This window comes from Diaphorobacter sp., from assembly GCF_050251835.1.
Taxonomy (GTDB): Bacteria; Pseudomonadota; Gammaproteobacteria; order Burkholderiales; family Burkholderiaceae_C; genus JBFXIE01.
In genome coordinates, this window is sequence record NZ_JBFWLZ010000023.1 from 22202 (window position 1) to 48062 (window position 25861).

Here is a 25861-nt window from a genome sequence, read left to right on the forward strand (position 1 = left end):
AAATTCAAGGCTGGGCCCGTGAGCTGGGATTTTCCCAAATCAAGGTGGCCGGCGTGGACTTGTCCAGCGCCGAGCGTGGATTGATGCAATGGCTGGCCCAAGGGTTCCATGGTGATATGCATTACATGGCCGCGCATGGCATGAAGCGTGCCCGCCCGGCCGAATTGGTGCCAGGCACCGTGAGTGTGATCACCGCGCGCATGGACTATCTGCCGCGCAGCACGCCCGTGGATGCACCGCACGGCTGGCAGGCCATCGAATTCGACCGCCTGGACCGTCCTGCCGAGGCCATCGTGTCCCTCTATGCCCGGGGGCGGGATTACCACAAAGTGCTGCGCGCGCGGCTGCAAAAGCTGAGCGACCGCATTGCGCAAGCAGTGGGTCCGTTTGGCCACCGTGTGTTCACCGACTCGGCTCCCGTGCTGGAGGCAGAGCTGGCGCAGCGCAGCGGCCAGGGCTGGCGCGGCAAGCACACGCTGGTGCTGAGCCGCGAGGCGGGCTCCATGTTTTTCCTGGGTGAAATTTATGTGGACATGCTCTTGCCGTCCACCGAGCCCGTCACCGAGCACTGCGGCAGTTGCCGCGCCTGCATCGACGTGTGCCCCACGCAGGCCATCGTGGCTCCCTACCGCCTGGATGCGCGCCGCTGCATCTCGTACCTGACCATCGAGCACGCGGGGCCCATCCCCCTGGAGCTGCGACCGCTCATGGGCAACCGCATCTACGGCTGCGACGACTGTCAGCTGATCTGCCCCTGGAACAAATTTGCCCAGACCAGCAGCCTGCCAGACTTTGATCCGCGCGCTGGTCTGGTGGGGCGGCAGCTGGTGCACCTGTTTGCCTGGGACGAGGACACTTTCCTGCGCATGACCGAGGGTGGCCCGATACGCCGCATAGGCCACGAGCGCTGGCTGCGCAACATTGCCGTGGCGCTGGGCAATGCACTGCGCGCTACGAGTGATGCCGGCGTACGCGCGGCCCTGCAGTCGCGGACGCAGCACAACAGCGCGCTGGTGCAAGAGCATGTGGCCTGGGCGCTGGCGCAGGATGTGAACCACTGAGCAACGCCGATCGGCCCCGGCCGCGGAGGAGATGCGTGGGACGCGACGCAGGGAACGTGGGGTGGAAAGCCGCGACACAGGGCCGTGAAGGATGCGCTGACGCTGAGATGGCCGTGGTTCGCACCACCGCGCGTCCACGCATCAGGTGATCGGCCGTGGAGCCGAACTTATGGTAAATCTTGTTGCGATTGTGTATGTATCCACTATGCTTTGCGTGTTGCTTGTCGTATCACCGCTGTAATGAGAAGAAGGACAGGGCCTGAGAGGAATGAAGTGTTGAAAGCTTGGTAATTTTTAGTAAGCCATCTCGCAAGAATATGTGTTAAATGAGGATTGCAAAAGACGGTTTGCGCAGAACGTGTTGAATATTTGATGGTCAGGCCCTGGTAAGGCTAATGCGGTTGATTTTCTGGTGTTCGCGCCCGGTGCTGGGGCGCAATGGGAGTGGAGATGATCAGAATATTCAATCACTATTTTCACCGGCGTCACATTTTGCAGATCATGGTGTACTCGGTGGTCATCGTGAGTGCCATTTTTGCGGCGCTGGCCTTGCAGACCGAAGCTGGTTCGCTGAGTGCTTCCACAATTTCATCTGGTTTGGTGCGCGGACTGCTGATGGCGATCGGCATTCTTGCTGTCAATTTTGCCTTGGGTCTTTATGGCAACATGGGCGAATTAACCTTGGGGCAGATGCGGGCGCGGGCAGTTCTGTCTTTTCTATTCACCTTGATTATTACGGCCGGTATTTTGCTGCTGATGCCGTTGCACTCCCCCTATCAGAACGAACCGGTTTTCTTCGCTCTTTTGCTGACGGCGGCTGGCATGCTGATCATCCGGTTTTTGGGCGGCGATTTGTTGCCTGCGGCCTATCAGCGCCAGCGCCTGCTGATTTACGGCACGGGTGCGCGTGCACGTATCGTGGGTCAGTCCCTCGCAATGAGTGGTCGCGACACTGAGCTGGTGGGCTATTTTGCCGGCTTGCAGGAAAAAGAGCGTGTGGTCCCCGACTCCAGCGTCATCGCGTCCGGACAGAGCCTGGCTGAATTGGTCCGGCAACGGGGCATCAATGAAATCGTGGTAGCCCTGGACGAGCGTCGGCGCGGCAGCATGTCTCTGCGGGATTTGCTGGACTGCAAGTTGAGCGGTGTCAGGGTGATTGATATTGCGGTTTATTTTGAGCAGAGCTTGGGGCAGATTCACATGGACGCTGTCTCTGCCGGCTGGCTTGTCTTTGGGGATGGATTCAAGCAGGGAGTGGTCAGATCGGCAGTCAAATGGCTGTTTGACGTTGTGGGGGCCAGCGTTTTGCTTTTGCTTGCGTCGCCAGTGATGCTTTTGACGGCAATCCTGATTTACCTGGAAAGCGGCGGGCCGATTTTTTATCGGCAGGAGCGTGTGGGGCGCGATGGACGGGTTTTCAATGTCGTCAAGTTTCGCAGCATGCGCAACGATGCAGAGAAAGACGGAAAACCCCGATGGGCAACTTCAGGCGACTCTCGCATCACCCGTGTGGGCCGGATTATCCGAAAAATGCGCATCGACGAGCTGCCGCAGTTGTTTTGCGTGCTCAAGGGCGATATGAGTCTGGTGGGCCCCCGACCCGAAAGGCCTTTTTTTGTGGAGCAGCTAACCAAGGATATTCCGTACTACGCCTTGCGCCACGGAATCAAACCCGGTTTGACCGGGTGGGCGCAGGTGCGCTATCACTATGGCGCATCCATAGAGGATGCTGCGCAAAAACTGCAATACGACCTGTATTACGTCAAAAACCATTCCTGGTTTCTTGACCTGATCATTTTGTTTGAAACCGTGGGGGTGGTGCTGACAGGCAAGGGTGCGCAGTAGCTTTGGTGGTCTTCGGCACCAATCGTCAGGTGCTGGCAGCGGCAGCCAGTGCCTGCAAGGCGGCCGTCACCTGCTCTGTGTCCACGCCTTCCAGTGGCACCAGCTGCGCTTGTAGCGCCTGCAGTGCGCCGGCATCTTTTTGCAGCAGGGCAATGGCCTGACCAGCGTCGCGGGGGGCGTCAAAGCCGGTGCTTTGCAGCAACAGCCGGCCGTCGGCAGCCACCAGCTTGAAATAGAACTTGCCGTCTGTCTCGCGGTACTGCTTGAAAGTCGGCAGTGCCGTCTTGGCGGCTTTGGGGCTGGCCTGGGCCGGTGCCGCGGCGCTCAGGCTGCGCAGACCCACGGCAGCGCGCAGGCGCTGCATGAAGGGTTGTGCCAGGGCGCGGGCGCGTTCGGCGCCGATTTGCAGCTGCGCTTCCACCTTCTCGGGGTGGGCCATCAGGTCGTCGTAACGCGCGCGCATGGGGGTGATCTCGCGGTCAATGCGCTCGAACAGCATCTGTTTGGCCTCGCTCCAGGCAATGCCTTCGGCGTAGGCGCGGCGCATAGCAGCAGCGTCTTCGGGCGTGGCAAAGGCCTGGTACAGCTGGAACAGGGCCGAGCCTTCCACCTCCTTGGGTTCACCGGGCGCGCGCGAGTCGGTCAGGATGCCGCCAATGAGCTTTTTTAGCTGCTCGCGCGTGGCAAATAGCGGGATGGTGTTGTCGTAGCTCTTGCTCATCTTGCGCCCGTCCAGGCCCAGCAGCGTGGCTACGTTGTCCTCGATGGCGGCCTCGGGCAGCGTGAAATGCTCGCCGTACAGGTGGTTGAAGCTGGCGGCCATGTCGCGCGCCATCTCGATGTGCTGGATCTGATCCCGGCCCACGGGTACCTTGTGGGCATTGAACATCAGGATGTCGGCGGCCATCAGTACCGGGTACATGAACAGGCCGGCAGTCACGCCGTCATCCAGATCGTGCCCGGACTCTGTATTTTTGTCCTGCGCGGCCTTGTAGGCATGGGCGCGGTTGAGCAGGCCCTTGCCGGTCACGCAGGTCAGCAGCCAGTGCAGCTCGGGGATTTCGGGCACGTCGGACTGGCGGTAGAAGGTGACCTGCTGCGGGTCCAGTCCGGCGGCCAGCCAGCTGGCGGCGATCTCCAGGGTGGAGCGGTGCACGCGCTCGGGTTCCTGGCACTTGATGAGGGCGTGGTAGTCGGCCAGAAAGTAAAAGCTCTCCACGCCAGCGCTGCGGCTGGCGGCCACGGCGGGACGAATGGAGCCCACAAAGTTACCCAGGTGCGGAGTGCCCGAGGGCGTGATGCCTGTAAGAAAACGCGTGGTGGTCATGGGACAGGGGTCAGCGAAGCAGCGCGGTGAGCGGGGAGATCAGCAGGTCGATGGCGGCATAGCCCAGCGACATCAGCGGGCGCAGCCACAGCGTGCCCACGATGCCCGCCACGACCAGCGCCAGCACGATGAAAAAGCCATAGGGCTCGATGCGCGCCAGCAGGTGCGCCTGCTTCCAGGGCAGCAGGCCGACGAGAATGCGCCCGCCATCGAGCGGCGGCAGAGGAAACAGGTTGAAGGCCCACATCACCAGATTGACCGCTATGCCGGCCCGGGCCATTTCGATGAAAAAGCGTTCTTGTGTGCCCATGGCGGCCAGCACAACCAGCAGCAGTGCCCAGCCAATGGCCTGAACGAAGTTGGAGGCCGGGCCCGCCAGCGCCACCCAGACCATGTCGCGCTTGGGGTGGCGCAGGTGGCTGAAGTTGACCGGTACGGGTTTTGCGTAGCCAAACAGGAAAGCGCCCGAAGTGGCAAAGTACAGCAGCAGGGGCATCAGCACGGTGCCAACGGGGTCGATGTGCTTAAGCGGGTTGAGTGTGATGCGCCCCATCATCATGGCGGTGTTGTCGCCAAAATGCCGGGCCGCGTAGCCGTGGGCTGCCTCGTGCACCGTGATGGCGAACAGCACCGGCAGGGCGTAGATGAGTACGGTCTGGATAAGGTTGGATAGGTCCACGGCTGTGATTGTGTCAGACGCCCGATGGTCGGGCCTTGGCAAGATGCATTGCAAATGCTTGCAAGCGGGTTGCGCTGAGCGCAGGTTTATTCGATAGGGAGCAGGGTGCCCCCCACACTGGCAGCCAGCCGCATCTTCAAAACCCCAGCGCCTGCAAGCTGCCACGCCCTTCACGCACCACGATGGCCTGGCCACCAGTGCTCATGGGCGTGAGATCCAGCACCGTGGTGGGCTCCAGGGGGCAGGCGCCAGAGTCGATGATGCCGTCGATCTGCTTTTCAAAGCGCTCGCGGATTTCCTCTGGGTCGTTCAGTGGTGCGGTCTCGCCCGGCGGGATCAGCGTGGTGGCCAGCAGCGGCGCGCCGTGCAACTCCAGCAGCAGTTGCAAGCCCTTGCGGTCGGGCACGCGCAGGCCGATGGTCTTGCGTTGCGGGTGGCTGACCCGGCGAGGCACTTCCTTGGTGGCATCGAGGATGAAGGTGTAAGGCCCCGGCGTGGCGAGCCTGAGCAGCCGGTACTGCCGGTTGTCCACGTGGGCATAGCTGGCCAGCTCGGACAAGTCACGGCACAGCAGCGTCAGGTGGTGCTTGTCGCTGATCTGGCGCACGCGGCGGATGCGATCTACCGCGTCCTTGTCGTCGAGCTGGCAGACCAGCGCGTAGCTGGAGTCCGTCGGCACGGCCACAACGCCGCCGCCCGACAGCAAGGCGGCCGCCTGCTTGAGCAGACGTGGCTGCGGGTTGTCTGCGTGAATTTCGAAATGCTGGGCCATGTGAGAGCGGTGCTTTCAGGCGGTACCAGATGGCCGGGGGGCGTGCAGGACGCGGCCGGCAAGAAGATCCCACACGGGGGTGAGCTGCCCCGGCAGGTTGGGCAGGACGCCCAGGTCGGTGTGCGACTCGTTGGGGCTGTGAAAGTCGCTTCCGCGCGATGCGGCCAGGTCGAATTCTTGGGCCAGGGCTGCATAAGTGGCGTATTCGGCGGGAGTGTGGCTGCCGGTCACCACCTCCACGCCCTGGCCACCGTGTTGCTTGAATTCAGAGAACAGCGCGTATTCCTCGTTGGCCGTGAAGCCGTAGCGCGCAGGGTGGGCGATCACCGCCATGCCCCCGGCCTCACGAATCCAGCGTACCGCATCGCCCAGCGATGCCCAGCGGTGTGGCACATAGCCGGGCTTGCCTTCGATGAGGTATTTGCGAAACACCTCGGATGTGTCGTGACAGACACCGGCTTCTACGAGAAAGCGCGCAAAGTGCGTGCGCGAGATCAGCTCGGGGTTGCCCGCGTAGCGCAGCGCGCCCTCAAAAGCGCCGTGGATGCCCACCCGGGCCAGCTGATCGCCGATCTCTCGGGCGCGCTCCTCACGCCCGCCGCGCGTATCGGCCAGGCCCTGGGCCAGTTGCGCGTCGTCGGCATCGAAACCCAGGCCCACGATGTGCACCGTGGTGCCGGCAAAGGTGACGGATATTTCGGTGCCCGTGAGGTAGTCCATGCCCTGCGCGTGCGCGGCGGCCATCGCGCGGTGCTGGCCGCCGATCTCGTCATGGTCGGTCAGCGCCCACAACTGCACGCCATTGGCATGTGCGCGGGCGGCCAGTTGTTCGGGCGTGAGGGTACCGTCGGACACCACGGAGTGGCAATGCAAGTCGGCGTTGATGGATGTAGTCACAAAATCATTGTAGGGCGTGGGCGGCAGTCGCGTTGTCCGGCCGGCGGCGCTGGTGATTTCGTCGGTGAGGGCAGCTTTGCCATTGTGTAATCAAATGTTTTGCAAGACGCAGTACATTGCCGCACCAGTCGCGTCCGATGGCGGGGCTGTGATGTGTGGGCTCGGCGGGGATGCCGAGGGCCTTTTGGATCAACCGGGCGCCTAGTGCGCGTCTTCAGAAACGATGTAAAACATATGAATCTCAACCACATTCCGGTTGCCCGCAAACTATGGGTGCTGGTTCTGGCCATGGTGATTCCTATGGTGGTGCTGCTGGTCGGCGTGATGAACCACCTGGGGGATCTCGATGACCAAGCCACGCTGGCCGTGCATGCCAGTGAGAACCGGATCAGCATGGCTTTGCGCTGGAAGGGTCTGTCTGCGCTGGCCGTGGATCAATCCGTGAATGCGTTGATCACCACCGACGAAGCCCTGACGGCACGCTTGCAGCAAAAAGTCAGGCAGGGCATCGAGGCCATCAATGTCCTGCAAAAACAGATCGAGTCTGAAGCCCTCACGGCGGACGACAAGGCCCAGTTGGAGCGCGTGGCCGCCGCCCGCCAGGCGACCCTGGATGCGCTGGCGCAAGCCAGCAAACTGCGCGCCGATGGTGACTTGGCCAGCGCGCAGGCGCTGGTTGACAGTCAATTTGTGCCCGCCGTGGCGCGCTACGCGGGTGAGCAAGACGCCTTCGTGCAACTGCAGGAGCGCCAGCGCGACGCGGCCAACGCGTATTCCGAGGCGCAGCGCAAGCGCGCCGAGTGGGCCAGCCTGGGCATTGCCGCGCTGATGATGATTGCGGGCCTGGCGCTGGCCAACCTGCTGGTGCGCGCCATCACGCAGCCGTTGTCGCGTGCGGTGGGCCTGGCCGACGCCATCGCCACGGGCGATCTCACGCAGGATGTGCATGACGGCCGTCGTGACGAGCTGGGGGACTTGCTGCGCTCTTTGTCAGCCATGGGCGCGCGCCTGCGCAGCGTGGTCGGCGAAGTGCGTGCCGGCGTTGAGTCGGTCTCGGCCGCATCCAGCCAGATCGCCACCGGTAATCAGGATTTGTCCGCGCGCACCGAGCAGACCGCCGCCAACCTGGAAGAAACTGCCGCCAGCATGGAAGAGCTGACGGCCACCGTCACCCAGTCGGCTGACACTGCCCGCCAGGCCAACCAGCTTGCCGCCAACGCGGCGCAGGCCGCCGAGCGTGGCGGCGAAGTGGCAGTCCAGGTGGTTGCCAGCATGCAGCGCATCTCCGACAGCAGCCGCAAGATTGCCGACATCATCGGCGTGATCGATGGCATCGCTTTCCAGACCAACATCCTGGCGCTGAACGCCGCTGTCGAAGCCGCCCGCGCCGGCGAGCAGGGCCGCGGCTTTGCCGTGGTGGCCGGCGAGGTGCGCAGCCTGGCGCAGCGCTCTGCCTCGGCGGCGCGCGAGATCAAGCAACTGATCACCACCAGCGTGGACAACGTCGAGGCCGGCTCTGCCCAGGTGGAGCAGGCGGGCCAGGCCATGCAAGATATCGTGCAGGGCGTGCGCCGGGTCAGCGACCTGATTGGCGAGATCACCGCCTCGTCCACCGAGCAGCGCGACGGCATCGGCCAGGTCAATCAGGCTGTGGCCAACCTGGATCAGATGACGCAGCAAAACGCCGCGCTGGTGGAAGAAGCCACCGCCGCCGCCGCATCCATGCACGAGCAGGCCCAGCGCCTGAGCGAGGTGGTGGCCGTATTCAACGTGGGCAGCGCCGCCCTGACGGCCGTGCGCGTCCCTGCGCGCGCACCGGCGCAGGCGCCCGCTTCGCAGACCCGGCCCGCAGTGGCTGCCACCGCCCGCACGGCGCTGTCCAAGCCTGCGCCCGCCAAGTCCGCATCGCCGAATCCTGCATCACCCAGGCCTGCGCCCGCCAAGGCCGCGCCGCCCCGCATTGCCCCGGCCTCCAGGGTGGCCGTCGCGGCGGGCGCTGATGATGATTGGGAGAGTTTCTGAGGCTCCTGGCGAATTGCTATGAATAAATGAGCTTTCAGCGCTTGATATACAAGCGCTAGAGGCTTATTTGATGTGAGGTGACGTGTGCCTCAACCCTGCACGCCCTCAATCAGGAACTGCACCCTGCGCTCGCCGCGCCATTCGTTCACGTCCAGCCGGAAGGCCAGCAAGGGGCGCTCTGGCAGGGGATCGGTGTGGCCAAACCAGATCGCGTCCACGGGCTGGCCCTGGTGCAGCAGCTTGATTTGCAGGTGGTTGCGCGCCTCGCCCACCAGGCGCTGGCTCAGCACTTGCACTTCTTCGCTGAACGTCGGCGGTGCAAAGCCCTGGCCCCACACTTGCAGCTGCAGCGCGTCCACCAGTTCGGCGCGGCAGTATTGCGGCGCCAGCGGGCCGTCGGTTTCCAGCTGGCGCGTTAGCGTGGCGGCGTCCAGCCATTCTTGTGCGACCTGCGCAAAAGCCTGCTCAAAGGTTCCGAAATGCTCCTCGGCCACGGTGCAGCCGGCGGCCATGGCGTGCCCGCCAAACTTCAGGATCACGCCGGGGTGGCGCTTGGCCACCAGGTCCAGCGCGTCGCGCAGGTGAAAGCCGGCAATCGACCGGCCCGAGCCCTTCAGCTCATGCTCTTTGCCCGGCGCGCTGCTGGCGGCGAACACGAAGGTGGGGCGGTGCAGCTTGTCTTTGAGGCGCGAAGCCACGATTCCCACCACGCCTTCGTGAAAGTCGGGGTCGAACACGCTGATCGCGGGCGGCGGCTCCTCGGTTTCGTCAAACAGGCTCTCCGCCAGCAGCAGCGCCTGCTCGCGCATGCCGCCCTCCAGCTCGCGGCGCTCGCGGTTGATGGCGTCCAGCTGGCGTGCCAGCTCGGCGGCGCGCGCCGGGTCGTCGGTCAGCAGGCATTCGATGCCCAGCGTCATGTCGGCCAGGCGCCCGGCGGCATTGATGCGCGGGCCCAGCGCAAAGCCAAAGTCGAAGGTGGTGGCCACCGGGGATTTGCGCGCGGCTGCATCAAACAGTGCCTGGATGCCCGCCTGCATCTGGCCGGCGCGGATGCGCTTCAAGCCCTGCGCCACCAGGCGGCGGTTGTTGCTGTCCAGGCGCACCACGTCGGCCACGGTGCCCAGGGCGACGAGCGGTAGCAGCGGCTCCAGCCTGGGCTGCGTGGCCTTGTCGAACAGGCCGCGCGTGCGCAGCTCGGCGCGCAGCGCCAGCAGCACGTAGAACATCACGCCCACGCCGGCCATGGACTTGCTCTCGAAGCCGCAGCCCGGCTGGTTGGGGTTGACGATGGCGTCGGCCGCGGGCAGCTCGGGGCCCGGCAGGTGGTGGTCGGTGATGAGCACTTGCAGGCCCAGCGCCTTGGCGCGGGCCACGCCTTCGATGCTGGCGATGCCGTTGTCCACGGTGACGAGCACGTCGGCGCCCTTGTCAAACACGCGCTGCGCGATGGGGGCGGTGAGGCCGTAGCCGTCCACCACGCGGTCGGGCACCAGATACTGAACATGGCGCGCGCCCAGCAGCCGCAGGCCGCGCACGCCCACCGCGCAGGCGGTGGCGCCGTCGCAGTCGTAGTCGGCCACGATGACCAGGCGTTTGTCCTGGGCGATGGCGTCGGCCAGCAGGGCGGCGGCCTCGCGCGCGCCCTTGAGGGTGCCCGGCGGCAGCAGGCGGGCGAGGGCGTCGTCCAGCTCCTCCTTGGCGCGGATGCCGCGCGCCGCATACAGGCGTGCCAGCAGCGGGTGCACGCCGGCTTGCTCCAGCGCCCAGACCACGCGCGGGGGGGTGTCTCTAGCTACTATTTTCATAGCTGTTCGCGCAAGCTGGAAAAGCGCTGGGGCCTGAAAAGGCTTTGAATGCGCTGGCCCAGGCCGCGCGGGGCGCTGTGAAAGCCCAGCGCGTTGCGTTCGCCGCTCAGGGTCAGGCGCACGGGCGTGCCGCTTTCGGCCTGGCGCAGCAGATCGGCCACGGGGCCGGCGTCCAGCGCGGCCCAGGCAGTGGCCCAGGCACGCCAGTCCTCGCGCAGCGCGGCATCGCGCAGCTGGTGGGCTACTGTGGGCGCGGCGGCGGCGGCGGTGGTGGTAGGGGTTGGGGCGGGCGTGGGCAGCGCGCCGGTGCCGTGCACCCACAAGGCGTTGACGACTGGCAGGCCGCGCGCCGCGCGCTCGTCGTTGAAGGCGTGGGTGTACAGCAGCATCTGCATCTCGCTGTGCAGGCGGTGCAGGGTGCGGGCAGCGCGCACGTCAGGCATCCACGGCCGCACGTCGCGCAGCAGCACGCGCTCCAGCGATGCGGTGGCCAGACCGTTGAACACCTCGCCCTGCGCCAGCCAGCGGGTGGGCTGGTCGTAGTGCAGCGCAATGCCGTCTTCGGCAAACCAGGGCGCCACGATGGCCAGCAGCGCGCGCGATGCGGCCTCATCAAGCATCAGGTGATCCGGGTCGCGCAAGGTGACATGGTCGGCGCCCACCTGCCACTGGCAGGGCGTGAGGAAGGCCCAGGCCTGGCCGTCCGTGGGCAGGCCCTGCTGGTGGCGGTGCCAGGCGGCCCATGGGATGCGGCCATCCTCATGGGGCAGACCCAGGGCTTGCGCCAGTGCGCGCTCGTGCGGGGTGCTGAAGCTGGTTTCTTCTCCCGGGTGGGTGCCAGCGGGGCTCAGGCGGGCGAGAAGCCTGTCCAGATGCGGCAGCGCCATGCCTGCCAGGGCTTGCTGCGCTCCCTCGGAGGCGCTTGCTGCGTAGGGAATGAGCAAATGAGTGATGTCTGACATGGGGCGTTATTGTCCGGGATGCTCTAAGCCGGCAGTTGCGTGGAGCACGGTTCAACCCGGTGCCACAATCGCGCTTCCATGCAAATTCCCTACGAACTGGCCTTGGGCTGGCGCTACACCCGGGCAGGCCGGGCCACGCGGCGCAACGGCTTCATCTCCTTCATCTCGGGCGTGTCCATGCTGGGCATATCGCTCGGGGTGGCGGCGCTCATCATCGTCCTGTCCGTGATGAACGGTTTTCAGAAAGAGGTGCGCGACCGCATGCTCAGCGTGGTGTCGCACATCGAGATCTTCGCGCCGGGCGGCGCGGCGCTGCCCGATATGCCGCGCACGCTGGCCCAGGCGCGGGCCAATCCCAACGTGGTGGGCGCCGCGCCCTTCGTCGCCGCCCAGGCGCTGCTGGCGCGTGGCGAGGACATGAAGGGCGCGCTGGTGCGCGGCATCGACCCCGCGCACGAGGCCGAGGTGACCGACCTGGCCGCCGAGAACCTGGAGGGCCTGAAGGCCCTGGTGCCGGGCGAGTTCCGCGTGATCCTGGGCAGCGAGCTGGCACGCCAGCTGGGTGTGCATGCCGGCGACGCCGTCACGCTGATCGCGCCGGCCGGCCAGGTCACACCTGCGGGTGTGGTGCCGCGCCTCAAGCAGATGACGGTGGCTGGCACCTTCAACTCGGGGCACTACGAATATGACTCGGCCCTGGTGATGCTGCACCACGAGGATGCCGAGCGCATCTTCCGCCTGGAAGGGCCGACTGGCGTGCGCCTGAAGCTCCAGAATCTGCACGACGCACCCGACGTCACGCAGCAACTGGCGGCCAGCCTCTCGGGCAACCTGTTGATCCGCGACTGGACGCAGCAAAACCGTACCTGGTTTGCCGCCGTGCAGCTGGAAAAACGCATGATGTTCATCATCCTCACGCTGATCGTGGCTGTGGCGGCATTCAACCTGGTGTCCACGCTGGTCATGACAGTGACCGACAAGCGCGCGGACATCGCCATCCTGCGCACGCTGGGTGCCAGCCCCGCCAGCATCATGGGAATCTTCGTGGTGCAGGGCGCCATGGTGGGCGTGATCGGCACGCTGGCCGGCCTGCTGCTGGGCCTGGGCGTGGCCTTCAACATCGACGTGATCGTGCCCGCCATCGAGCGGGCGCTGAACGCCAGCTTTTTGCCCAAAGACATTTACCTCATCAGCAAGATGCCCAGCGACCCGCAAAGCAGCGATATCGTGCCCATTGGCGTCATCTCGCTCATTCTGGCTTTTGTGGCCACCCTGTACCCGAGCTGGCGCGCCAGCCGCGTGAACCCGGCGGAGGCGCTGCGCTATGAGTAATGGGCAAGTGGTGCTGCAGGCGCAAGGCCTGACCAAGCGCTTTACCGAGGGGCGGCTGGACGTCACCGTGCTCAAGGGCGTGGACCTGGCGGTGCATGCCGGCGAAACACTGGCCATCGTCGGTGCGTCGGGCTCGGGCAAGAGCACGCTGCTGCATCTGCTGGGGGGGCTGGATGCGCCCAGCGCCGGCAAGGTCACGCTCAAGGGCCAGGCGCTGGGGGCGCTGTCGCCGGCGGCGCAGGGGCAGCTGCGCAACGCCCACCTGGGCTTCATCTACCAGTTTCACCACCTGCTGCCCGAGTTCAGCGCGCAGGACAACGTGGCCATGCCGCTGCGCATCCGCCGCGAGCCTTACGCGCAGTGCATCGCCCGGGCGGTGCAGATGCTGCAGACGGTAGGCCTGGGCGAGCGCGTGCACCATCGCCCGGCGGAGTTATCGGGCGGCGAACGCCAGCGCGTGGCAATTGCGCGCGCACTGGTCACGCGCCCGGCCTGCGTGCTGGCAGACGAACCTACGGGCAATCTGGACCGCGCCACCGCCGACGGGGTGTTTGCCCTGATGCTGCAACTGGCGCGCGAGCAGGGCACGGCCTTTGTGCTGGTCACGCACGACGAATCGCTGGCCGCGCGCTGCGACCGCGTGGTGCGTCTGGTGTCGGGCGTTCTGACGTGAAAACAGCTGCCAGCCCTTATCTATCGGGTGCTAGCAGCTATATTTTTTGCACTTAATTAACGGGCTGCGGCCGGTGCCTGCTCGGGCGCGCACTGGTCAAACGCCGCCACCGCATTGGCCGCGTACATCAGCGACGGGCCGCCGCCCATGTACACCGCAATCGCCAGCGTCTCGTGGACCTCGGCGCGCGTGGCGCCCAGCCGCGCCAGGGCCTGCGTGTGAAAACCGATGCAGCCGTCGCAGCGCGCGGCCACGCCGATACCCAGGGCGATCAGCTCTTTGGTCTTGGCGTCAATGGCGCCGGGCGCCAGGGCAGCCTTGCCCATGGCGTTGAAGCCTTGCATCACCTCGGGCTGGCTGGTGCGCAGCTGGCCCACGTTGCCAGAGATTTCACGGGTGAGTGCCTTGTAGTCGGGGATTGCGGACATGTAAAGTTCCTTCGCAGTGTGGATGACGGTGAAAGATGAAGGCGCCGCCCTGAGGCGCCGCCGTTGACATGTTCTTTAGTTTTTCCTAAATTAGCAAGTCCCTATTTTCTTGTTTAGCGTGAGCCGGTGATTGCCGGGGCGTTCAAAGATGCGCAGTACGCGCACATCAAGCGGTTTTTAACCAGGAGAAATGTCATGAAACACAACGTCGGAGGTTTGGATCGTGTGCTGCGCATCGTCGTGGGGCTGGTGCTGATTGCGCTGGCGGCCACAGGCACGGTGGGCTGGTGGGGCTGGATTGGGGTGGTGCCGCTGCTCACAGGTCTGTTCAGCGTCTGCCCGGCGTATTCGCTGCTGGGTGTGAACACCTGTCCCATGCGCAAATCCGAATAAACCGTTTTGTATCGCGCTGCGCCGCGATGTGCGGTGATGTGCGGTGGCATCATCCGGCGCATGCCTGTCTGGATAGACACCCACTGCCACCTGGATGAGTTCGCAGTCCATGGCGGCGCCGATTTTGCCGATGCCGAGCGCGCCCGCGCTGCGCGCGCTGGTGTGGCGCACTGTGTGCTACCGGCAGTGGACTTGGCCAACTTGCAGGCCGTGCGCGACATGGCCCACCGCCACGGCGACAGCTACGCGCTGGGCATCCACCCCCTCTATACCCCCCAGGCTGGTGACGACGACCCGCAGGCGCTTGCGCTCATGCTGGAGCAGTGCATGGGCGACCCGCGTCTGGTGGCTGTTGGCGAGATCGGGCTGGATTTTTTCGTGCCGGGCCTGGATGCTGAGCGGCAAGAGCAGTTTTACCGGGCGCAGCTGCAGCTGGCACGACGCTTTGATCTGCCGGTGATCCTGCATGTGCGGCGATCGGCGGACAAGTTGCTCAAAGGCTTGCGCGAGCTGCCTGTGCGCGGGGGCATCGCTCACGCCTTCAACGGCAGCCTGCAGCAGGCGCAGGCGTTCGTCGGCCTGGGCTTCAAGCTGGGCTTTGGCGGCGCCGTCACCTATGAGCGAGCGCTGCAGCTGCGGCGACTGGCTGCCGAGCTGCCGCTGGATGCGCTGGTGCTGGAAACCGATGCGCCCGACATCCCACCACACTGGCTCTATGTGACCGCCGCTGAGCGCGCAGCCGGCCACCCGCCCGCCCGCAACAGCCCGGCCGAGCTGCCTCGCATCGGCGCGCTGGTGGCGCAGCTGCGCGGCATCTCCAGCGCCGAACTGGCCTGCGCCACCCGCACCAACGCCTGCGCGGCGCTGCCGCGGCTGCAGGGTTTGCTGGCACGTGATGGCGGGCATTGATTCAGGGTGTTCTGGTCTCCAGTCCTTATCTGACAAGCGCTGTCTGCTGCATAAATAATAGTCTTGAAGAGGTGTGATGACGCAACAGATGTCGCCGGCACAGCCTGCTGCCCGCTTGGTCGGCCTGCCTCCAGTGGTGGGCCCTGGCACGCGAATACTGGTGCTGGGCAGTTTTCCGGGTGTCGCTTCGCTGGCCGCACGGCAGTACTACGGCCACCCGCAGAACCATTTCTGGCGCATTCTTGCGGCGCTGTGGCCGCAGCATCCGCTGCCCGGCCGCGACCAGTACGCGGCGCGCTGCGACTGGCTGCTGGCCCGCGGCCTGGGCCTGTGGGACGTGTATGCCGCCTGCGAGCGCCAGGGCAGCCTGGACGCCAGTATCCGCAACGCGCAGGTCAACGATTTCGCGGCCTTGAATGCGCTGGCGCCGCATCTGGCCGCCATCGCCCACAATGGCGGGGAGAGCTTCCGCCACGCCATGGCTGTGCGCACTCGTCTGGGGCTGGGGGCAGATGCACCGATCGCGTCGCTGCGCCTGCCGTCCACCAGCCCGGCCAATGCGTCGTGGAGCTTTGACAGAAAACTGAGCGCCTGGGGCGATGCCCTGGCCAATTTTGGATTGGTATAAAAATTTGACCCGCAAGAAGACCGCCGCTGCCGAACTGCCCGAGGTCAGCGTCTCAGACGATGGCGAAGTGCGCCACCTGCACCTGGGCACGCCGTGGATCCAGGGCTCCATGCGCATCGCCGAGCCGTTCGAGATCGAACTGGAATACGTGCAGCGCATGATGGCCTGGCTGCTGTTCGTGGAGCCCGCCAGCGTGGCCAAGCGCCACGCAATGCAGCTGGGCCTGGGCGCCGGCGCCATCACCAAGTTCTGCCGCAAGAAGCTGCGCATGTGCTGCACCGTGGTCGAGCTGAATCCGCGCGTGGAGGCCGTTTGCCGCGCCTGGTTCAAGCTGCCGCCTGACGGCCCCATGCAGCGCGTGGTGCTGGCCGATGCGGCCCAGGAGATCAAAAAAACCGAGTGGCAGGGCACGGTGGACGCGCTGGCCGTGGATTTGTACGACCACGAAGCCGCCGCGCCTGTGCTGGACAGCGCAGAGTTCTACGCCGACTGCCGCGCGCTGCTGACGCTGGACGGCTGCCTGACGGTGAACCTGTTCGGCCGCGCCTCCAGCTACGAGCGCAGCCTGGCCGGGCTGGCCGAGGCTTTTGGCCCCGAGGCGCTGTGGGCCTTCAAGCCCACGCGCGAGGGCAATACCGTGGTGCTGGCCCAGCGTACGCCCATCCGGCCCAAACGCGCGCAGCTACTGGCCCAGGCCGAGGCGGTGCAGGCACGATGGAATCTGCCAGCGCCCAAGTGGCTGCGGGTGTTCAAGCCTGTGGCCTGAAATGGCGGCAACTCATCCCGTTCACACCATGACTGCATCCACGTTCTCTAAGGCGCATGAGACACCAGAGGGCAGGGCTGCGCGCGAGCACGCCCGGCAGGCCGCAGGGCCGCTGCAGTGGCGCAGCATCGTGGACTGGCTGCGCGCGGACGGCGTCATCAGCGCCGAGTTGGCGCAGCGCACCATTGCGCGCTGCTCGCAGGCCGAAAGCAGCCAGCATCCGCTGGTGCGGCTGGGTACCGTGAGCCTGGTGCGCGCCGCAGACGGCAAGCCGCTGGATGTGGACATGCTCACCGAATACGTGGCGCGCCGCTGCGGCATCGAGTACCTGCGCATCGACCCCTTGAAGGTGGACGTTGGCCGCGTGTCCGATGCCATGAGCGCCAGCTACGCCGAGCGTCACAAGGTGCTGCCCGTGCAGGTGACCGGCACCGAGGTGGTGGTGGCTACGGCCGAGCCCTTTGTGGATGACTGGGTGGCCGAGGTGGAGCGCCAAGCCAGGCGCACCGTGCGCCGCGTGCTGGCCAACCCGCAGCACATCACACGCTACACGGCGGAGTTTTACGCGCTGGCCAAGTCGGTGCGCGCTGCACAAAAAAGCGGCGGTGCTGCGGCTGGCAGCAGCTTTGAGCAACTGGTGGAGTTGGGCAAGACCAACAAACAGCTGGACGCCAATGACCAGGGCGTCGTCAAGGTGGTGGACTGGCTATGGCAGTACGCCTTCGACCAGCGCGCCAGCGACATCCACCTGGAGCCGCGGCGCGAGCAGGGCGTGATCCGTTTTCGCATCGATGGCGTGCTGCACGCGGTCTATCAAATGCCTTTGGGCGTGCTGAGCGCCATGGTGGCGCGCGTGAAGCTGCTGGGGCGCATGGACGTGGTGGAAAAACGCCGCCCGCAGGACGGGCGCATCAAAACGCGCAACCCGCGTGGCGACGAGGTGGAAATGCGCCTGTCCACGCTGCCCACGGCCTTTGGCGAGAAGATGGTGATGCGCATCTTCGACCCCGACAACGCCGTGAAGGACCTGGATGCGCTGGGCTTCACCGCGCACGACGCCGAGCGCTGGGAGCAGCTGGTCAAGCGCCCGCACGGCATTATTTTGGTGACCGGGCCCACGGGCTCGGGCAAGACCACCACGCTGTACTCCACCCTCAAGCGCGTGGCCACCGAAGAGGTGAACGTGAGCACGGTGGAAGACCCGATCGAGATGATCGAGCCCAGCTTCAACCAGACCCAGGTGCAGCCGCAACTGGACTTCACCTTTGCCGACGGGCTGCGCGCTCTCATGCGGCAGGATCCCGACGTGATCATGGTGGGCGAGATCCGCGATCTGCAGACCGCCGACATGGCAGTGCAGGCCGCGCTGACCGGCCACCTGGTGTTCTCCACGCTGCACACCAACGACGCACCCAGCGCCGTCACGCGCCTGATGGAGCTGGGCGTGCCGCCGTACCTCATCAACGCCACGCTGCTGGGTGTGCTGGCGCAGCGCCTGGTGCGCACGCTGTGCCGGCATTGCCGTCAGGTGGACGAGGCGGCCCACCCCGACGTGCTGGCCGACATGATCCGCCCGTGGAAGATCAACGGCGGCTACCGCGCCTACAAGCCCGTGGGGTGCGTGGAATGCCGCATGACGGGCTTTCGGGGACGCATGGGGCTCTATGAGCTGCTGACCATGAGCGAGGCGCTCAAGACGCAGGTGAACCAGTCGCCGTCCATCGACGCGATGCGTCGTCAGGCCGTGCAGGAGGGAATGCGCCCGCTGCGCCTGGCCGGCGCGTTGCGCGCTGCCGAGGGGCTGACCACGCTGGAGGAGGTCATCGCGGCCACTCCGCCGCTCGATTGATCAACGCCGGCCGGGCCTTGCTGATGCCGGCTTCGGTGTCCTGGGTTCTTCAGCGGATCGCCAACCCGGAGTCCTAGGGAAACCTTGTATCCGTATGTAGGTGGAATCCACATCTGCGAGCGTGTCCCGGCGCCCCACAATCGCCCGTCGCGTTCCTTTTGGGAGACATTTGTGAAAATCAAGAGTCAGAGAGATTTCTTTTCGGGTCTCATGTTCCTTCTGGTGGGAGGTGGCTTCGCCTGGGGCGCCACCACGTACAGCGTTGGCACAGGCGCCCGCATGGGGCCGGGCTACTTCCCGCTGATGTTGGGCATTTTGCTGGCCATCATTGGCGCCGTGATCATGTTCAAGGCCACCGTGGTCGAGACCATGGACGGTGACCGGATCGGCAAGTGGGCCTGGAAGCAGATCTTCTTCATCATTGGCGCCAACCTGCTGTTTGGCGTGCTGTTGGCAGGTCTGCCCAGCTTCGGCATTCCGGCCATGGGCCTGATCGTCGCCATCTACGGTCTGGTCTTCGTGGCCAGCCTGGCGGGCAGCCAGTTCAATTTCAAGGAAGTTCTCGTCCTGGCCACAGTGCTGGCTGTGGGCTGTTACGTGGCATTCGTTTGGGCGCTGAAGCTTCAGTTCCCCGTCTGGCCCAGCTTCATCGTGGGTTGATTGGAAAGACTGAACCATGGAATTGATTGAAAACCTATCGACAGGTTTTGGCGTCGCGTTTACGTTCCAGAACCTGATCTACTGCTTCATCGGCTGTCTGCTGGGCACGCTGATCGGCGTGCTGCCCGGCGTGGGCCCTGTGGCCACCATCGCCATGCTGCTGCCTGCCACCTATGCGCTGCCGCCCGTGGCTGCGCTGATCATGCTGGCCGGCATTTACTACGGCGCCCAGTACGGCGGCTCCACCACGGCCATTCTGGTGAATTTGCCGGGCGAGTCATCCTCGGTGGTCACGGTGATCGACGGCTACCAGATGGCGCGCAACGGTCGCGCGGGGCCGGCGCTGGCGGCTGCTGGTATCGGCTCGTTCTTTGCGGGCTGCGTGGGCACGCTGATCCTGGCGGCTTTTGCGCCGCCGCTGACCGAAGTGGCCTTCAAGTTCGGCCCTGCCGAGTACTTCTCGCTGATGGTGCTGGGCCTGATCGGCGCCGTGGTGCTGGCATCGGGCTCGCTGCTCAAGGCCGTGGCCATGATCGTGCTGGGCCTGCTGCTGGGCCTGGTCGGCACTGACGTGAACTCCGGCGTGGCGCGCTACAGCTTCGACATCCCTGAGCTGACCGACGGCATCAACTTCGTGGTGATTGCCATGGGTGTGTTCGGTTACGGTGAAATCATCGCCAACCTGTCCAAGCCCGATGACGAGCGCGAGGTGTTCACAGCCAAGGTGGAAGGCCTGTTCCCCACAGCGCAGGACTTCAAGCGCATGCTGCCCGCCATGATCCGCGGCACGGCCCTGGGCTCGGCCCTGGGCATCTTGCCCGGCGGCGGCGCGCTGCTGTCGGCTTTTGCGGCCTACACCATCGAAAAGAAGACCAAGCTGCACCCCGGTGAAGTGCCTTTCGGCAAAGGCAACATCCGCGGCGTGGCGGCCCCCGAGTCGGCCAACAACGCAGGCTCGCAGACCTCCTTCATTCCGCTGCTGACGCTGGGTATCCCGCCCAATGCCGTGATGGCGCTGATGGTGGGTGCCATGACCATCCACAACATTCAGCCCGGCCCGCAGGTGATGACCAGCAACCCCGAGTTGTTCTGGGGCCTGATTGCCTCGATGTGGATCGGCAACGCCATGCTGGTGATCCTGAATCTGCCGCTGATCGGCATGTGGATCAAGCTGCTCACCGTGCCTTACCGCTGGCTGTTCCCGTCCATCGTGCTGTTCTGCGCGATCGGCGTGTACTCGACCAATAATAACACCTTCGACGTGTGGCTGGTGGGCGCCTTTGGTTTCATTGGCTACCTGTTCTACAAACTGGGCGTGGAGCCGGCGCCGCTGCTGCTGGGCTTCATCCTGGGGCCGATGATGGAAGAGAACCTGCGCCGCGCCCTGCTGCTGTCGCGTGGTGACTGGAGCGTTTTCGTTACGCGCCCCATTTCTGCGGGCCTGCTGGCTGCCGCAGCCCTGCTGCTGGTCATCGTGCTGCTGCCGGCAGTGAGCAAGAAGCGCGAAGAGGCTTTCGTCGAAGACTGACGGCTGGCTCTGCTCACCCCAAGGCGCCCCTTTCGAGGGGCGCTTTTTTGTCCCAGTGCGTCCCAGGCGTCGGGTGCAGTCGGTGCGATGCGGTGGCGCAGGCCTGTACGGCGAGCCAATGGACGGTGTGGTCGCGGCCCGATTACGTGCTTGCCCGCCTGCGCCCCGCCGATGGACGCGCGCACAAGAGGCGCAGAGCCAAAAAAAGCCGCCGGGCATATGCCGGGCGGCTTTTCGGGGCAGGGGCTGGCCGAATTACTTCAGCTTGGCTTCCTTGTACTCGACATGCTTGCGAGCCTTGGGGTCGAACTTGATGATGCTCATCTTCTCGGGCATCGTCTTTTTGTTCTTGGTAGTGGTGTAGAAGTGACCGGTTTCAGCTGTGGAAACCAGCTTGATCTTTTCGCGTCCGCCTTTAGCAGCCATGGTGGTTCTCCTTCAGTGAATCAGGCTTGGCCACGGGCGCGCATGTCTGCGAGCACGGAGTCGATACCGTTCTTGTCGATCAGACGCAGGGCGGCGCTGGAAACACGCAGGCGCACCCAGCGGTTTTCGCTTTCCACCCAGAAACGGCGGTACTGCAGGTTGGGCAGGAAACGACGCTTGGTCTTGTTGTTGGCGTGAGAAACGTTGTTTCCCACCATGGGCTTCTTGCCCGTTACTTCACATACGCGTGCCATCAGGACACTCCGATAGTTGCATCGGCTGCCAGCGGTGAACTCCTGCGCAAGCAGGGCGTGCCGGTCAGCCTCACCTCGCCAGTTTGAACGGGTGGCGGTAACCCGGCTGCCGTGGCCGGCGCGCTGTAAAAATAGGCGCCGTGTTCAGCAAAGCCGCGCATTATAGCCCGGCAATCAAAAAAACCCGCACGCCAACACGTGCGGGGGATTTGCAACAGGTGTTGGCAGATGCCCTTATTCCTGCTGCTCCAGAAAGCGCTGTGCGTCCAGCGCGGCCATGCAGCCCGTGCCTGCGCTGGTGATGGCCTGACGATAGACGTGATCCTGCACGTCGCCAGCGGCGAACACGCCGGGCACGCTGGTTTGCGTGGCAAAGCCTTTCAAGCCACCCTGGGTGACGATGTAGCCGTTTTCCATGGCCAGCTGGCCCTGGAAGATTTCGGTGTTGGGCGCGTGGCCGATGGCGACAAAGCAGCCTTGCAGGGCGATGTCCTCGGTGTGGCCGTCCTGGGTGTGCTTGATTCGGATGCCGGTCACGCCGGATTGGTCGCCCAGCACCTCATGCAGCGTGAAGAAGGTCTTGAGCTCAATCTTGCCCACGGCCACTTTTTCCATCAGTTTGTCGATGAGGATGGGCTCGGCGCGGAACTTGTCGCGGCGGTGCACCAGCGTCACCTTGCGGGCAATGTTGGACAGGTACAGCGCCTCTTCCACGGCAGTGTTGCCACCGCCGATCACGCACACATCCTGATCGCGGTAGAAGAAGCCGTCGCAGGTGGCGCAGGCCGACACGCCTCGGCCCATGAAGGCTTCTTCAGAGGGCAGGCCCAGGTACTTGGCCGATGCGCCTGTGGCGATGATGAGCGAATCGCAGGTGTAAGTGCCGCTGTCGCCCGTGAGGGTGAAGGGGCGCTTGGACAGATCCACCTTGCTGATGTGATCGAACACGATTTGTGTCTTGAAGCGCTCGGCATGCTCCTGAAAGCGCTGCATCAGTTCGGGGCCCTGAACGCCATTCACGTCGGCGGGCCAGTTGTCCACCTCGGTCGTGGTCATCAGCTGGCCGCCCTGTGCCAGACCGGTGATCAGCACAGGGTTGAGATTGGCGCGGGCGGCGTACACGGCGGCGGTGTAGCCTGCCGGGCCGGAGCCGAGGATCATGACTTTGGCGTGTTGGGTAGTGGACATGGCTGGAAAGTGAAGGTTTGTGATGCCGGACAACCGGTATGCCCCGCGCGGGTTCCGGGGGGCGGCCTCAAGTATCAATCGGCACGCTGGGTGTCGTGCGTTGCCGTTTTCAATTCCGGTCATTGTAAGAAGGCATGAATGGCACGGCCCGGGCAGGCCTATCAGCTATCAGTTATGGCGCGCACAGGGCCGACAAAGGCGCCGGGCCGGGGGGCGCCACACAGCTCCAGCGGCGCCTGCCACAGCCTGCGGTGTGCCATTGGCATGGGGTAAGCTTGCGCGCTCTGATTGCCATGACGTATTCCCTCAACACTCTGAACGCATCTTCATCCGGCAGGACGGCGCCGCGCACGGGCGCTGCGCGCTTTGGCCACGAGATCGGCTTGGTGCTGGGCCTGCTAGGCCTGGTGTTCTGGTTGCTGGCTTTGCTCAGCTATTCCGCGCAGGATCCGGCCTGGTCCACCTCCGGGGTGGGCGATGGACAGCGCCTGTCCAACTGGGTTGGCAGGCTGGGCGCCTGGCTGGCCGATGGCAGCTACTTTGCCCTGGGGTTTTCCGTGTGGTGGATGGTGGCTGCGTGCGTCAGCGCCTGGCTGTCGTCGCTGGCGCGCTGGATGCGCGGCGGCGAGCCGGCGCAGGGCCGTGTGTCCGCCGGCGGCGCTTGGCAGCGGCGCGCTCCGTTCTGGGGCGGTCTGGCGCTGCTGATGTGCGCCAGCACGGCGCTGGAGTGGTCGCGGCTGTACCGTTTCGAGGACCTGCTGCCCGGCCATGCGGGCGGCATGCTGGGTTATGTGACGGGCCCGCTGGCCGTTCAATGGCTGGGTTTTACCGGGTCGGGCCTGGCGGGTGTGGTGCTGGTGGTGCTGGGCGCGTCGCTGGTGTTTGGCTTTTCCTGGGGGCAGCTGGCCGAACGCCTGGGCGGGCGCATTGACGCGCTGGTGCAGCGCAGCCGCGCGCACCGCGAGAAGGCCAGGGACGTGGCCGCCGGCCGCCGCGCCGCGCGCGAGCGCGAAGAAGTTCTACAGGAAGAGCGCCACGAAGTCGATGTGCAGCACCCCAAGCCCGTCACCATCATCGAGCCCGTGCTGGCCGATGTGCCGCAGAGCACGCGCGTGGTGAAGGAGCGCCAAAAACCCCTGTTCAGTGAAATGCCCGACAGCCACCTGCCGCAGGTGGGCCTGCTGGATGCGGCCCAGGCCCGTCAGGAAACCGTGTCGCCCGAGACGCTGGAGATGACCAGCCGCCTGATCGAGAAAAAACTGCGCGACTTTGGCGTGGAGGTCACGGTGGTGGCCGCCATGCCCGGCCCGGTGGTCACGCGCTACGAGATCGAGCCCGCCACGGGCGTGAAGGGCTCGCAGATCGTGGGCCTGGCCAAAGACCTGGCGCGCTCTTTGTCGCTGGTGTCGATTCGCGTGGTGGAGACCATCCCCGGCAAAAACTTCATGGCGCTGGAGCTGCCCAACGCCAAGCGCCAGACCATCCGCCTGAGCGAAATCCTGGGCTCGCAGGTCTATCACGACGCCAAGAGCCTGCTGACCATGGGCCTGGGCAAGGACATAGTGGGTGCGCCCGTGGTGGCCGACCTGGCCAAGATGCCGCACGTACTGGTGGCCGGCACCACGGGTTCGGGCAAATCGGTGGGTATCAACGCCATGATCTTGTCGCTGCTCTACAAGGCAGAAGCGCGCGATGTGCGGCTGATGATGATCGACCCCAAGATGCTGGAAATGTCCGTCTATGAGGGCATTCCGCACCTGCTGTGCCCGGTGGTGACCGACATGAAGCAGGCCGCCAACGGCCTGAACTGGTGCGTGGGCGAGATGGAGCGGCGCTACAAGCTCATGAGCAAGCTGGGCGTGCGCAACCTGGCGGGCTACAACGCCAAAATCGACGAGGCCAGGGCACGCGAAGAGTCCATTGCCAACCCTTTCAGCCTGACGCCCGAGCAGCCCGAACCCCTGGACCGCCTGCCGCACATCGTGGTCATCATCGATGAGCTGGCCGACCTGATGATGGTGGTGGGCAAGAAGATTGAAGAGCTGATCGCCCGCCTGGCGCAAAAGGCGCGCGCCGCGGGCATCCACCTGATTTTGGCCACCCAGCGCCCCAGCGTGGACGTGATCACCGGCCTGATCAAGGCCAACATTCCCACGCGCATTGCCTTCTCGGTGGGCAGCAAGATCGACAGCCGCACCATCCTGGACCAGATGGGCGCCGAGGCGCTGCTGGGCATGGGCGACATGCTCTACATGGCCAGCGGCACCGGCCTGCCGATTCGCGTGCACGGTGCGTTTGTATCGGACGATGAAGTGCACCGCGTGGTCAGCTACCTCAAGCAACAAGGCGAGCCCGACTACATCGAAGGTGTGCTGGAAGGCGGCACCGTGGATGGTGACGGTGAGCTGTCAGCAGACGGCGGCGAAGGTGGCGGCGAGAAAGACCCCATGTACGACCAGGCCGTGGAGGTGGTGCTGAAAGACCGCAAACCCACCATCTCCTACGTGCAGCGCAAGCTGCGCATTGGCTACAACCGCTCGGCGCGTCTGCTGGAAGACATGGAGAAAGCCGGTCTCGTCAGCGCCCTGACCAGCAGCGGCCAGCGCGAGGTTTTGGTGCCCGCGCGCAGCGAATAGGAGTCCTGGCTGTGAAGAAAATTATTGCTACTGTATTAATAGCTGCTGGCGCAGGCGCAGCCTGGGCTGATGGGCTGAAAAGCCTTGAGAACTTCATGAAGTCCGCCCACAGCGGCCGGGCCGTTTTTACACAGACAGTGACATCGCCCCCGAAGGACGGTCAGGCCGTGCGCGCCAAGACCAGCAGCGGTACTTTTGAGTTCCAGCGCCCGGGTCGCTTCAGGTTCAGCTACCAAAAACCCTTCGAGCAACTCATCGTGGCAGACGGCACCAGCTTGTGGCTGTTCGACGCGGACCTGAACCAGGTCACCCAGCGCGCCCAGACCCAGGCGCTGGGCAGCACGCCCGCCGCGCTGCTGGCCTCGGCCCCCGACCTGGCCGCGCTGCGCGCTGACTTCGCGCTGGAATCCGTGCCAGACCAGGACGGCCTGCAATGGGTGCAGGCAGTGCCCAAGGCTCGGGACGGTCAGCTCAAGAGCGTGCGTGTGGGCTTTGCGGGCGGCCAGCTTGCGGCACTGGACATCCTGGACAGCTTCGGCCAACGCTCAGCCATACGCTTTACGGGCATGCAGCTCAACCCGGAGCTGCCTGCGGGCACGTTCACGTTCAAGCCGCCGCAAGGGGCGGATGTGCTGCGGCAGTGAATCCTCAGCTTCTTGGGCGGCACATTGATGGGGCGACGGGAGGGAGAGCGCGATGACCCTGGACAACGTGGAGCCACCAGCCGCCAGCGCAGGCCTGACCAGCGCCCAGGCGGCGCAGCGGCTGGCGCAATTCGGCACCAACCAGCTCAAGCCCCGGCGCCAGAATCTGCTGCTGCA

The 25861-nt window shown here is 65.0% G+C and carries 25 protein-coding genes; 15 read left to right on the forward strand and 10 right to left on the reverse strand.

The window, feature by feature from the left end:
• Window positions 1-2: 2 nt before the first annotated feature.
• Together queG and AB7E35_RS09500 are read left to right on the forward strand one after the other, a co-directional pair.
• Window positions 3-1061, forward strand: coding sequence for a tRNA epoxyqueuosine(34) reductase QueG (gene queG / locus AB7E35_RS09495; RefSeq protein WP_428163482.1), 1059 nt, complete (start codon window positions 3-5; stop codon window positions 1059-1061).
• A 450-nt stretch (window positions 1062-1511) separates the two neighbouring features.
• Window positions 1512-2906 carry a TIGR03013 family XrtA/PEP-CTERM system glycosyltransferase gene (locus AB7E35_RS09500; RefSeq protein WP_428163460.1) on the forward strand — a complete coding sequence of 465 codons (1395 nt, stop codon included), beginning with the start codon at window positions 1512-1514 and terminating at the stop codon, window positions 2904-2906.
• Window positions 2907-2931: 25 nt separating this feature from the next.
• On the opposite strand, the gene AB7E35_RS09505 is transcribed toward AB7E35_RS09500, so the two are convergent.
• The 4 genes from AB7E35_RS09505 to AB7E35_RS09520 form a co-directional block, all read right to left on the reverse strand.
• On the reverse strand, window positions 2932-4233 hold the full coding sequence (locus tag AB7E35_RS09505) for a tryptophan--tRNA ligase (protein WP_428163461.1): 1302 nt from the start codon (window positions 4231-4233) through the stop codon (window positions 2932-2934).
• A 10-nt stretch (window positions 4234-4243) separates the two neighbouring features.
• Window positions 4244-4912, reverse strand: a complete 669-nt coding sequence (locus AB7E35_RS09510; protein ID WP_428163462.1) for a site-2 protease family protein — start codon at window positions 4910-4912, stop codon at window positions 4244-4246.
• 136 nt (window positions 4913-5048) lie between these two features.
• Window positions 5049-5684, reverse strand: coding sequence for an L-threonylcarbamoyladenylate synthase (locus AB7E35_RS09515; protein WP_428163463.1), 636 nt, complete (start codon window positions 5682-5684; stop codon window positions 5049-5051).
• 15 nt (window positions 5685-5699) lie between these two features.
• Window positions 5700-6581 carry a 3',5'-nucleoside bisphosphate phosphatase gene (locus AB7E35_RS09520; RefSeq protein ID WP_428163464.1) on the reverse strand — a complete coding sequence of 294 codons (882 nt, stop codon included), beginning with the start codon at window positions 6579-6581 and terminating at the stop codon, window positions 5700-5702.
• Between the two features lie 234 nt (window positions 6582-6815).
• Between AB7E35_RS09520 and AB7E35_RS09525 the strand changes: the two genes are divergently transcribed.
• Window positions 6816-8603 carry a methyl-accepting chemotaxis protein gene (locus AB7E35_RS09525; RefSeq protein ID WP_428167465.1) on the forward strand — a complete coding sequence of 596 codons (1788 nt, stop codon included), beginning with the start codon at window positions 6816-6818 and terminating at the stop codon, window positions 8601-8603.
• An 89-nt stretch (window positions 8604-8692) separates the two neighbouring features.
• Here AB7E35_RS09525 and recJ read toward each other — a convergent pair whose 3' ends face one another.
• Window positions 8693-10408 (reverse strand): single-stranded-DNA-specific exonuclease RecJ, encoded by a 1716-nt coding sequence (gene recJ / locus AB7E35_RS09530; protein ID WP_428167466.1) that lies wholly within the window; start codon window positions 10406-10408, stop codon window positions 8693-8695.
• Window positions 10405-11370 (reverse strand): phosphoglycerate mutase, encoded by a 966-nt coding sequence (locus tag AB7E35_RS09535; RefSeq protein ID WP_428167467.1) that lies wholly within the window; start codon window positions 11368-11370, stop codon window positions 10405-10407. The genes recJ and AB7E35_RS09535 overlap by 4 nt, the downstream gene beginning before the upstream one ends.
• A 78-nt stretch (window positions 11371-11448) precedes the next feature.
• Here AB7E35_RS09535 and AB7E35_RS09540 point away from each other — a divergent pair, with 78 nt between their 5' ends.
• Complete coding sequence (locus tag AB7E35_RS09540; RefSeq protein WP_428167468.1) at window positions 11449-12702, forward strand: lipoprotein-releasing ABC transporter permease subunit; 1254 nt, start codon at window positions 11449-11451, stop codon at window positions 12700-12702.
• Window positions 12695-13375 carry a lipoprotein-releasing ABC transporter ATP-binding protein LolD gene (gene lolD / locus AB7E35_RS09545; protein ID WP_428163469.1) on the forward strand — a complete coding sequence of 227 codons (681 nt, stop codon included), beginning with the start codon at window positions 12695-12697 and terminating at the stop codon, window positions 13373-13375. The genes AB7E35_RS09540 and lolD overlap by 8 nt, the downstream gene beginning before the upstream one ends.
• Window positions 13376-13431: 56 nt before the next feature.
• On the opposite strand, the gene AB7E35_RS09550 is transcribed toward lolD, so the two are convergent.
• Entirely contained in the window at window positions 13432-13803 is a 372-nt protein-coding gene (locus AB7E35_RS09550) for a carboxymuconolactone decarboxylase family protein (RefSeq protein ID WP_428163470.1), read from the reverse strand.
• Window positions 13804-13998: 195 nt separating this feature from the next.
• Here AB7E35_RS09550 and AB7E35_RS09555 point away from each other — a divergent pair, with 195 nt between their 5' ends.
• The 7 genes from AB7E35_RS09555 (at window position 13999) to AB7E35_RS09585 (ending at window position 20536) form a co-directional block, all read left to right on the forward strand.
• Window positions 13999-14196: a YgaP family membrane protein gene (locus AB7E35_RS09555; RefSeq protein WP_428163471.1), complete on the forward strand. Its 198-nt coding sequence runs from the start codon at window positions 13999-14001 to the stop codon at window positions 14194-14196.
• Between the two features lie 60 nt (window positions 14197-14256).
• Window positions 14257-15105: a TatD family hydrolase gene (locus AB7E35_RS09560; protein ID WP_428163472.1), complete on the forward strand. Its 849-nt coding sequence runs from the start codon at window positions 14257-14259 to the stop codon at window positions 15103-15105.
• A gap of 76 nt (window positions 15106-15181) precedes the next feature.
• A complete protein-coding gene (locus AB7E35_RS09565; RefSeq protein ID WP_428163473.1) occupies window positions 15182-15733 on the forward strand; it encodes a DNA-deoxyinosine glycosylase in 552 nt (183 codons plus the stop codon).
• Between the two features lie 4 nt (window positions 15734-15737).
• The gene (locus AB7E35_RS09570; RefSeq protein ID WP_428163474.1) at window positions 15738-16499 is read left to right on the forward strand and encodes a spermidine synthase; all 762 of its coding nucleotides are present in this window, start codon (window positions 15738-15740) and stop codon (window positions 16497-16499) included.
• A 28-nt stretch (window positions 16500-16527) separates the two neighbouring features.
• Window positions 16528-18348: a GspE/PulE family protein gene (locus tag AB7E35_RS09575; protein ID WP_428163475.1), complete on the forward strand. Its 1821-nt coding sequence runs from the start codon at window positions 16528-16530 to the stop codon at window positions 18346-18348.
• Window positions 18349-18519: 171 nt separating this feature from the next.
• The gene (locus AB7E35_RS09580; protein ID WP_428163476.1) at window positions 18520-19008 is read left to right on the forward strand and encodes a tripartite tricarboxylate transporter TctB family protein; all 489 of its coding nucleotides are present in this window, start codon (window positions 18520-18522) and stop codon (window positions 19006-19008) included.
• A 16-nt stretch (window positions 19009-19024) separates the two neighbouring features.
• Window positions 19025-20536, forward strand: coding sequence for a tripartite tricarboxylate transporter permease (locus tag AB7E35_RS09585; protein ID WP_428167469.1), 1512 nt, complete (start codon window positions 19025-19027; stop codon window positions 20534-20536).
• A gap of 255 nt (window positions 20537-20791) precedes the next feature.
• Here AB7E35_RS09585 and rpmG read toward each other — a convergent pair whose 3' ends face one another.
• The 3 genes from rpmG to trxB form a co-directional block, all read right to left on the reverse strand.
• Entirely contained in the window at window positions 20792-20962 is a 171-nt protein-coding gene (gene rpmG, locus AB7E35_RS09590; RefSeq protein ID WP_013518066.1) for a 50S ribosomal protein L33, read from the reverse strand.
• A gap of 20 nt (window positions 20963-20982) precedes the next feature.
• Complete coding sequence (rpmB, locus tag AB7E35_RS09595; protein ID WP_003058229.1) at window positions 20983-21216, reverse strand: 50S ribosomal protein L28; 234 nt, start codon at window positions 21214-21216, stop codon at window positions 20983-20985.
• Window positions 21217-21450: 234 nt separating this feature from the next.
• Window positions 21451-22404 carry a thioredoxin-disulfide reductase gene (trxB, locus tag AB7E35_RS09600; RefSeq protein WP_428163479.1) on the reverse strand — a complete coding sequence of 318 codons (954 nt, stop codon included), beginning with the start codon at window positions 22402-22404 and terminating at the stop codon, window positions 21451-21453.
• A 293-nt stretch (window positions 22405-22697) separates the two neighbouring features.
• Here trxB and AB7E35_RS09605 point away from each other — a divergent pair, with 293 nt between their 5' ends.
• The 3 genes from AB7E35_RS09605 to AB7E35_RS09615 all read left to right on the forward strand — a co-directional run.
• Complete coding sequence (locus AB7E35_RS09605) at window positions 22698-25040, forward strand: DNA translocase FtsK (RefSeq protein ID WP_428163480.1); 2343 nt, start codon at window positions 22698-22700, stop codon at window positions 25038-25040.
• 11 nt (window positions 25041-25051) lie between these two features.
• Window positions 25052-25684 carry an outer membrane lipoprotein chaperone LolA gene (gene lolA, locus AB7E35_RS09610; protein WP_428167470.1) on the forward strand — a complete coding sequence of 211 codons (633 nt, stop codon included), beginning with the start codon at window positions 25052-25054 and terminating at the stop codon, window positions 25682-25684.
• Between the two features lie 52 nt (window positions 25685-25736).
• Window positions 25737-25861, forward strand: a 125-nt coding sequence (locus AB7E35_RS09615; protein ID WP_428167471.1) for a cation-transporting P-type ATPase, incomplete at its 3' end; no start/stop codon positions are given.

Bases quoted from the DNA above. Each gene is read 5' to 3' on its own strand.
- AB7E35_RS09500 (WP_428163460.1), top strand. From the start codon at position 1,512: ATGATCAGAATATTCAATCACTATTTTCACCGGCGTCACATTTTGCAG.
- AB7E35_RS09505 (WP_428163461.1), bottom strand. From the start codon at position 4,233: ATGACCACCACGCGTTTTCTTACAGGCATCACGCCCTCGGGCACTCCG.
- AB7E35_RS09515 (WP_428163463.1), bottom strand. From the start codon at position 5,684: ATGGCCCAGCATTTCGAAATTCACGCAGACAACCCGCAGCCACGTCTG.
- AB7E35_RS09525 (WP_428167465.1), top strand. From the start codon at position 6,816: ATGAATCTCAACCACATTCCGGTTGCCCGCAAACTATGGGTGCTGGTT.
- recJ (WP_428167466.1), bottom strand. From the start codon at position 10,408: ATGAAAATAGTAGCTAGAGACACCCCCCCGCGCGTGGTCTGGGCGCTG.
- AB7E35_RS09535 (WP_428167467.1), bottom strand. From the start codon at position 11,370: ATGTCAGACATCACTCATTTGCTCATTCCCTACGCAGCAAGCGCCTCC.
- AB7E35_RS09540 (WP_428167468.1), top strand. From the start codon at position 11,449: ATGCAAATTCCCTACGAACTGGCCTTGGGCTGGCGCTACACCCGGGCA.
- lolD (WP_428163469.1), top strand. From the start codon at position 12,695: ATGAGTAATGGGCAAGTGGTGCTGCAGGCGCAAGGCCTGACCAAGCGC.
- AB7E35_RS09550 (WP_428163470.1), bottom strand. From the start codon at position 13,803: ATGTCCGCAATCCCCGACTACAAGGCACTCACCCGTGAAATCTCTGGC.
- AB7E35_RS09555 (WP_428163471.1), top strand. From the start codon at position 13,999: ATGAAACACAACGTCGGAGGTTTGGATCGTGTGCTGCGCATCGTCGTG.
- AB7E35_RS09560 (WP_428163472.1), top strand. From the start codon at position 14,257: ATGCCTGTCTGGATAGACACCCACTGCCACCTGGATGAGTTCGCAGTC.
- AB7E35_RS09565 (WP_428163473.1), top strand. From the start codon at position 15,182: ATGACGCAACAGATGTCGCCGGCACAGCCTGCTGCCCGCTTGGTCGGC.
- AB7E35_RS09575 (WP_428163475.1), top strand. From the start codon at position 16,528: ATGACTGCATCCACGTTCTCTAAGGCGCATGAGACACCAGAGGGCAGG.
- AB7E35_RS09585 (WP_428167469.1), top strand. From the start codon at position 19,025: ATGGAATTGATTGAAAACCTATCGACAGGTTTTGGCGTCGCGTTTACG.
- rpmG (WP_013518066.1), bottom strand. From the start codon at position 20,962: ATGGCTGCTAAAGGCGGACGCGAAAAGATCAAGCTGGTTTCCACAGCT.
- rpmB (WP_003058229.1), bottom strand. From the start codon at position 21,216: ATGGCACGCGTATGTGAAGTAACGGGCAAGAAGCCCATGGTGGGAAAC.
- trxB (WP_428163479.1), bottom strand. From the start codon at position 22,404: ATGTCCACTACCCAACACGCCAAAGTCATGATCCTCGGCTCCGGCCCG.
- AB7E35_RS09605 (WP_428163480.1), top strand. From the start codon at position 22,698: ATGACGTATTCCCTCAACACTCTGAACGCATCTTCATCCGGCAGGACG.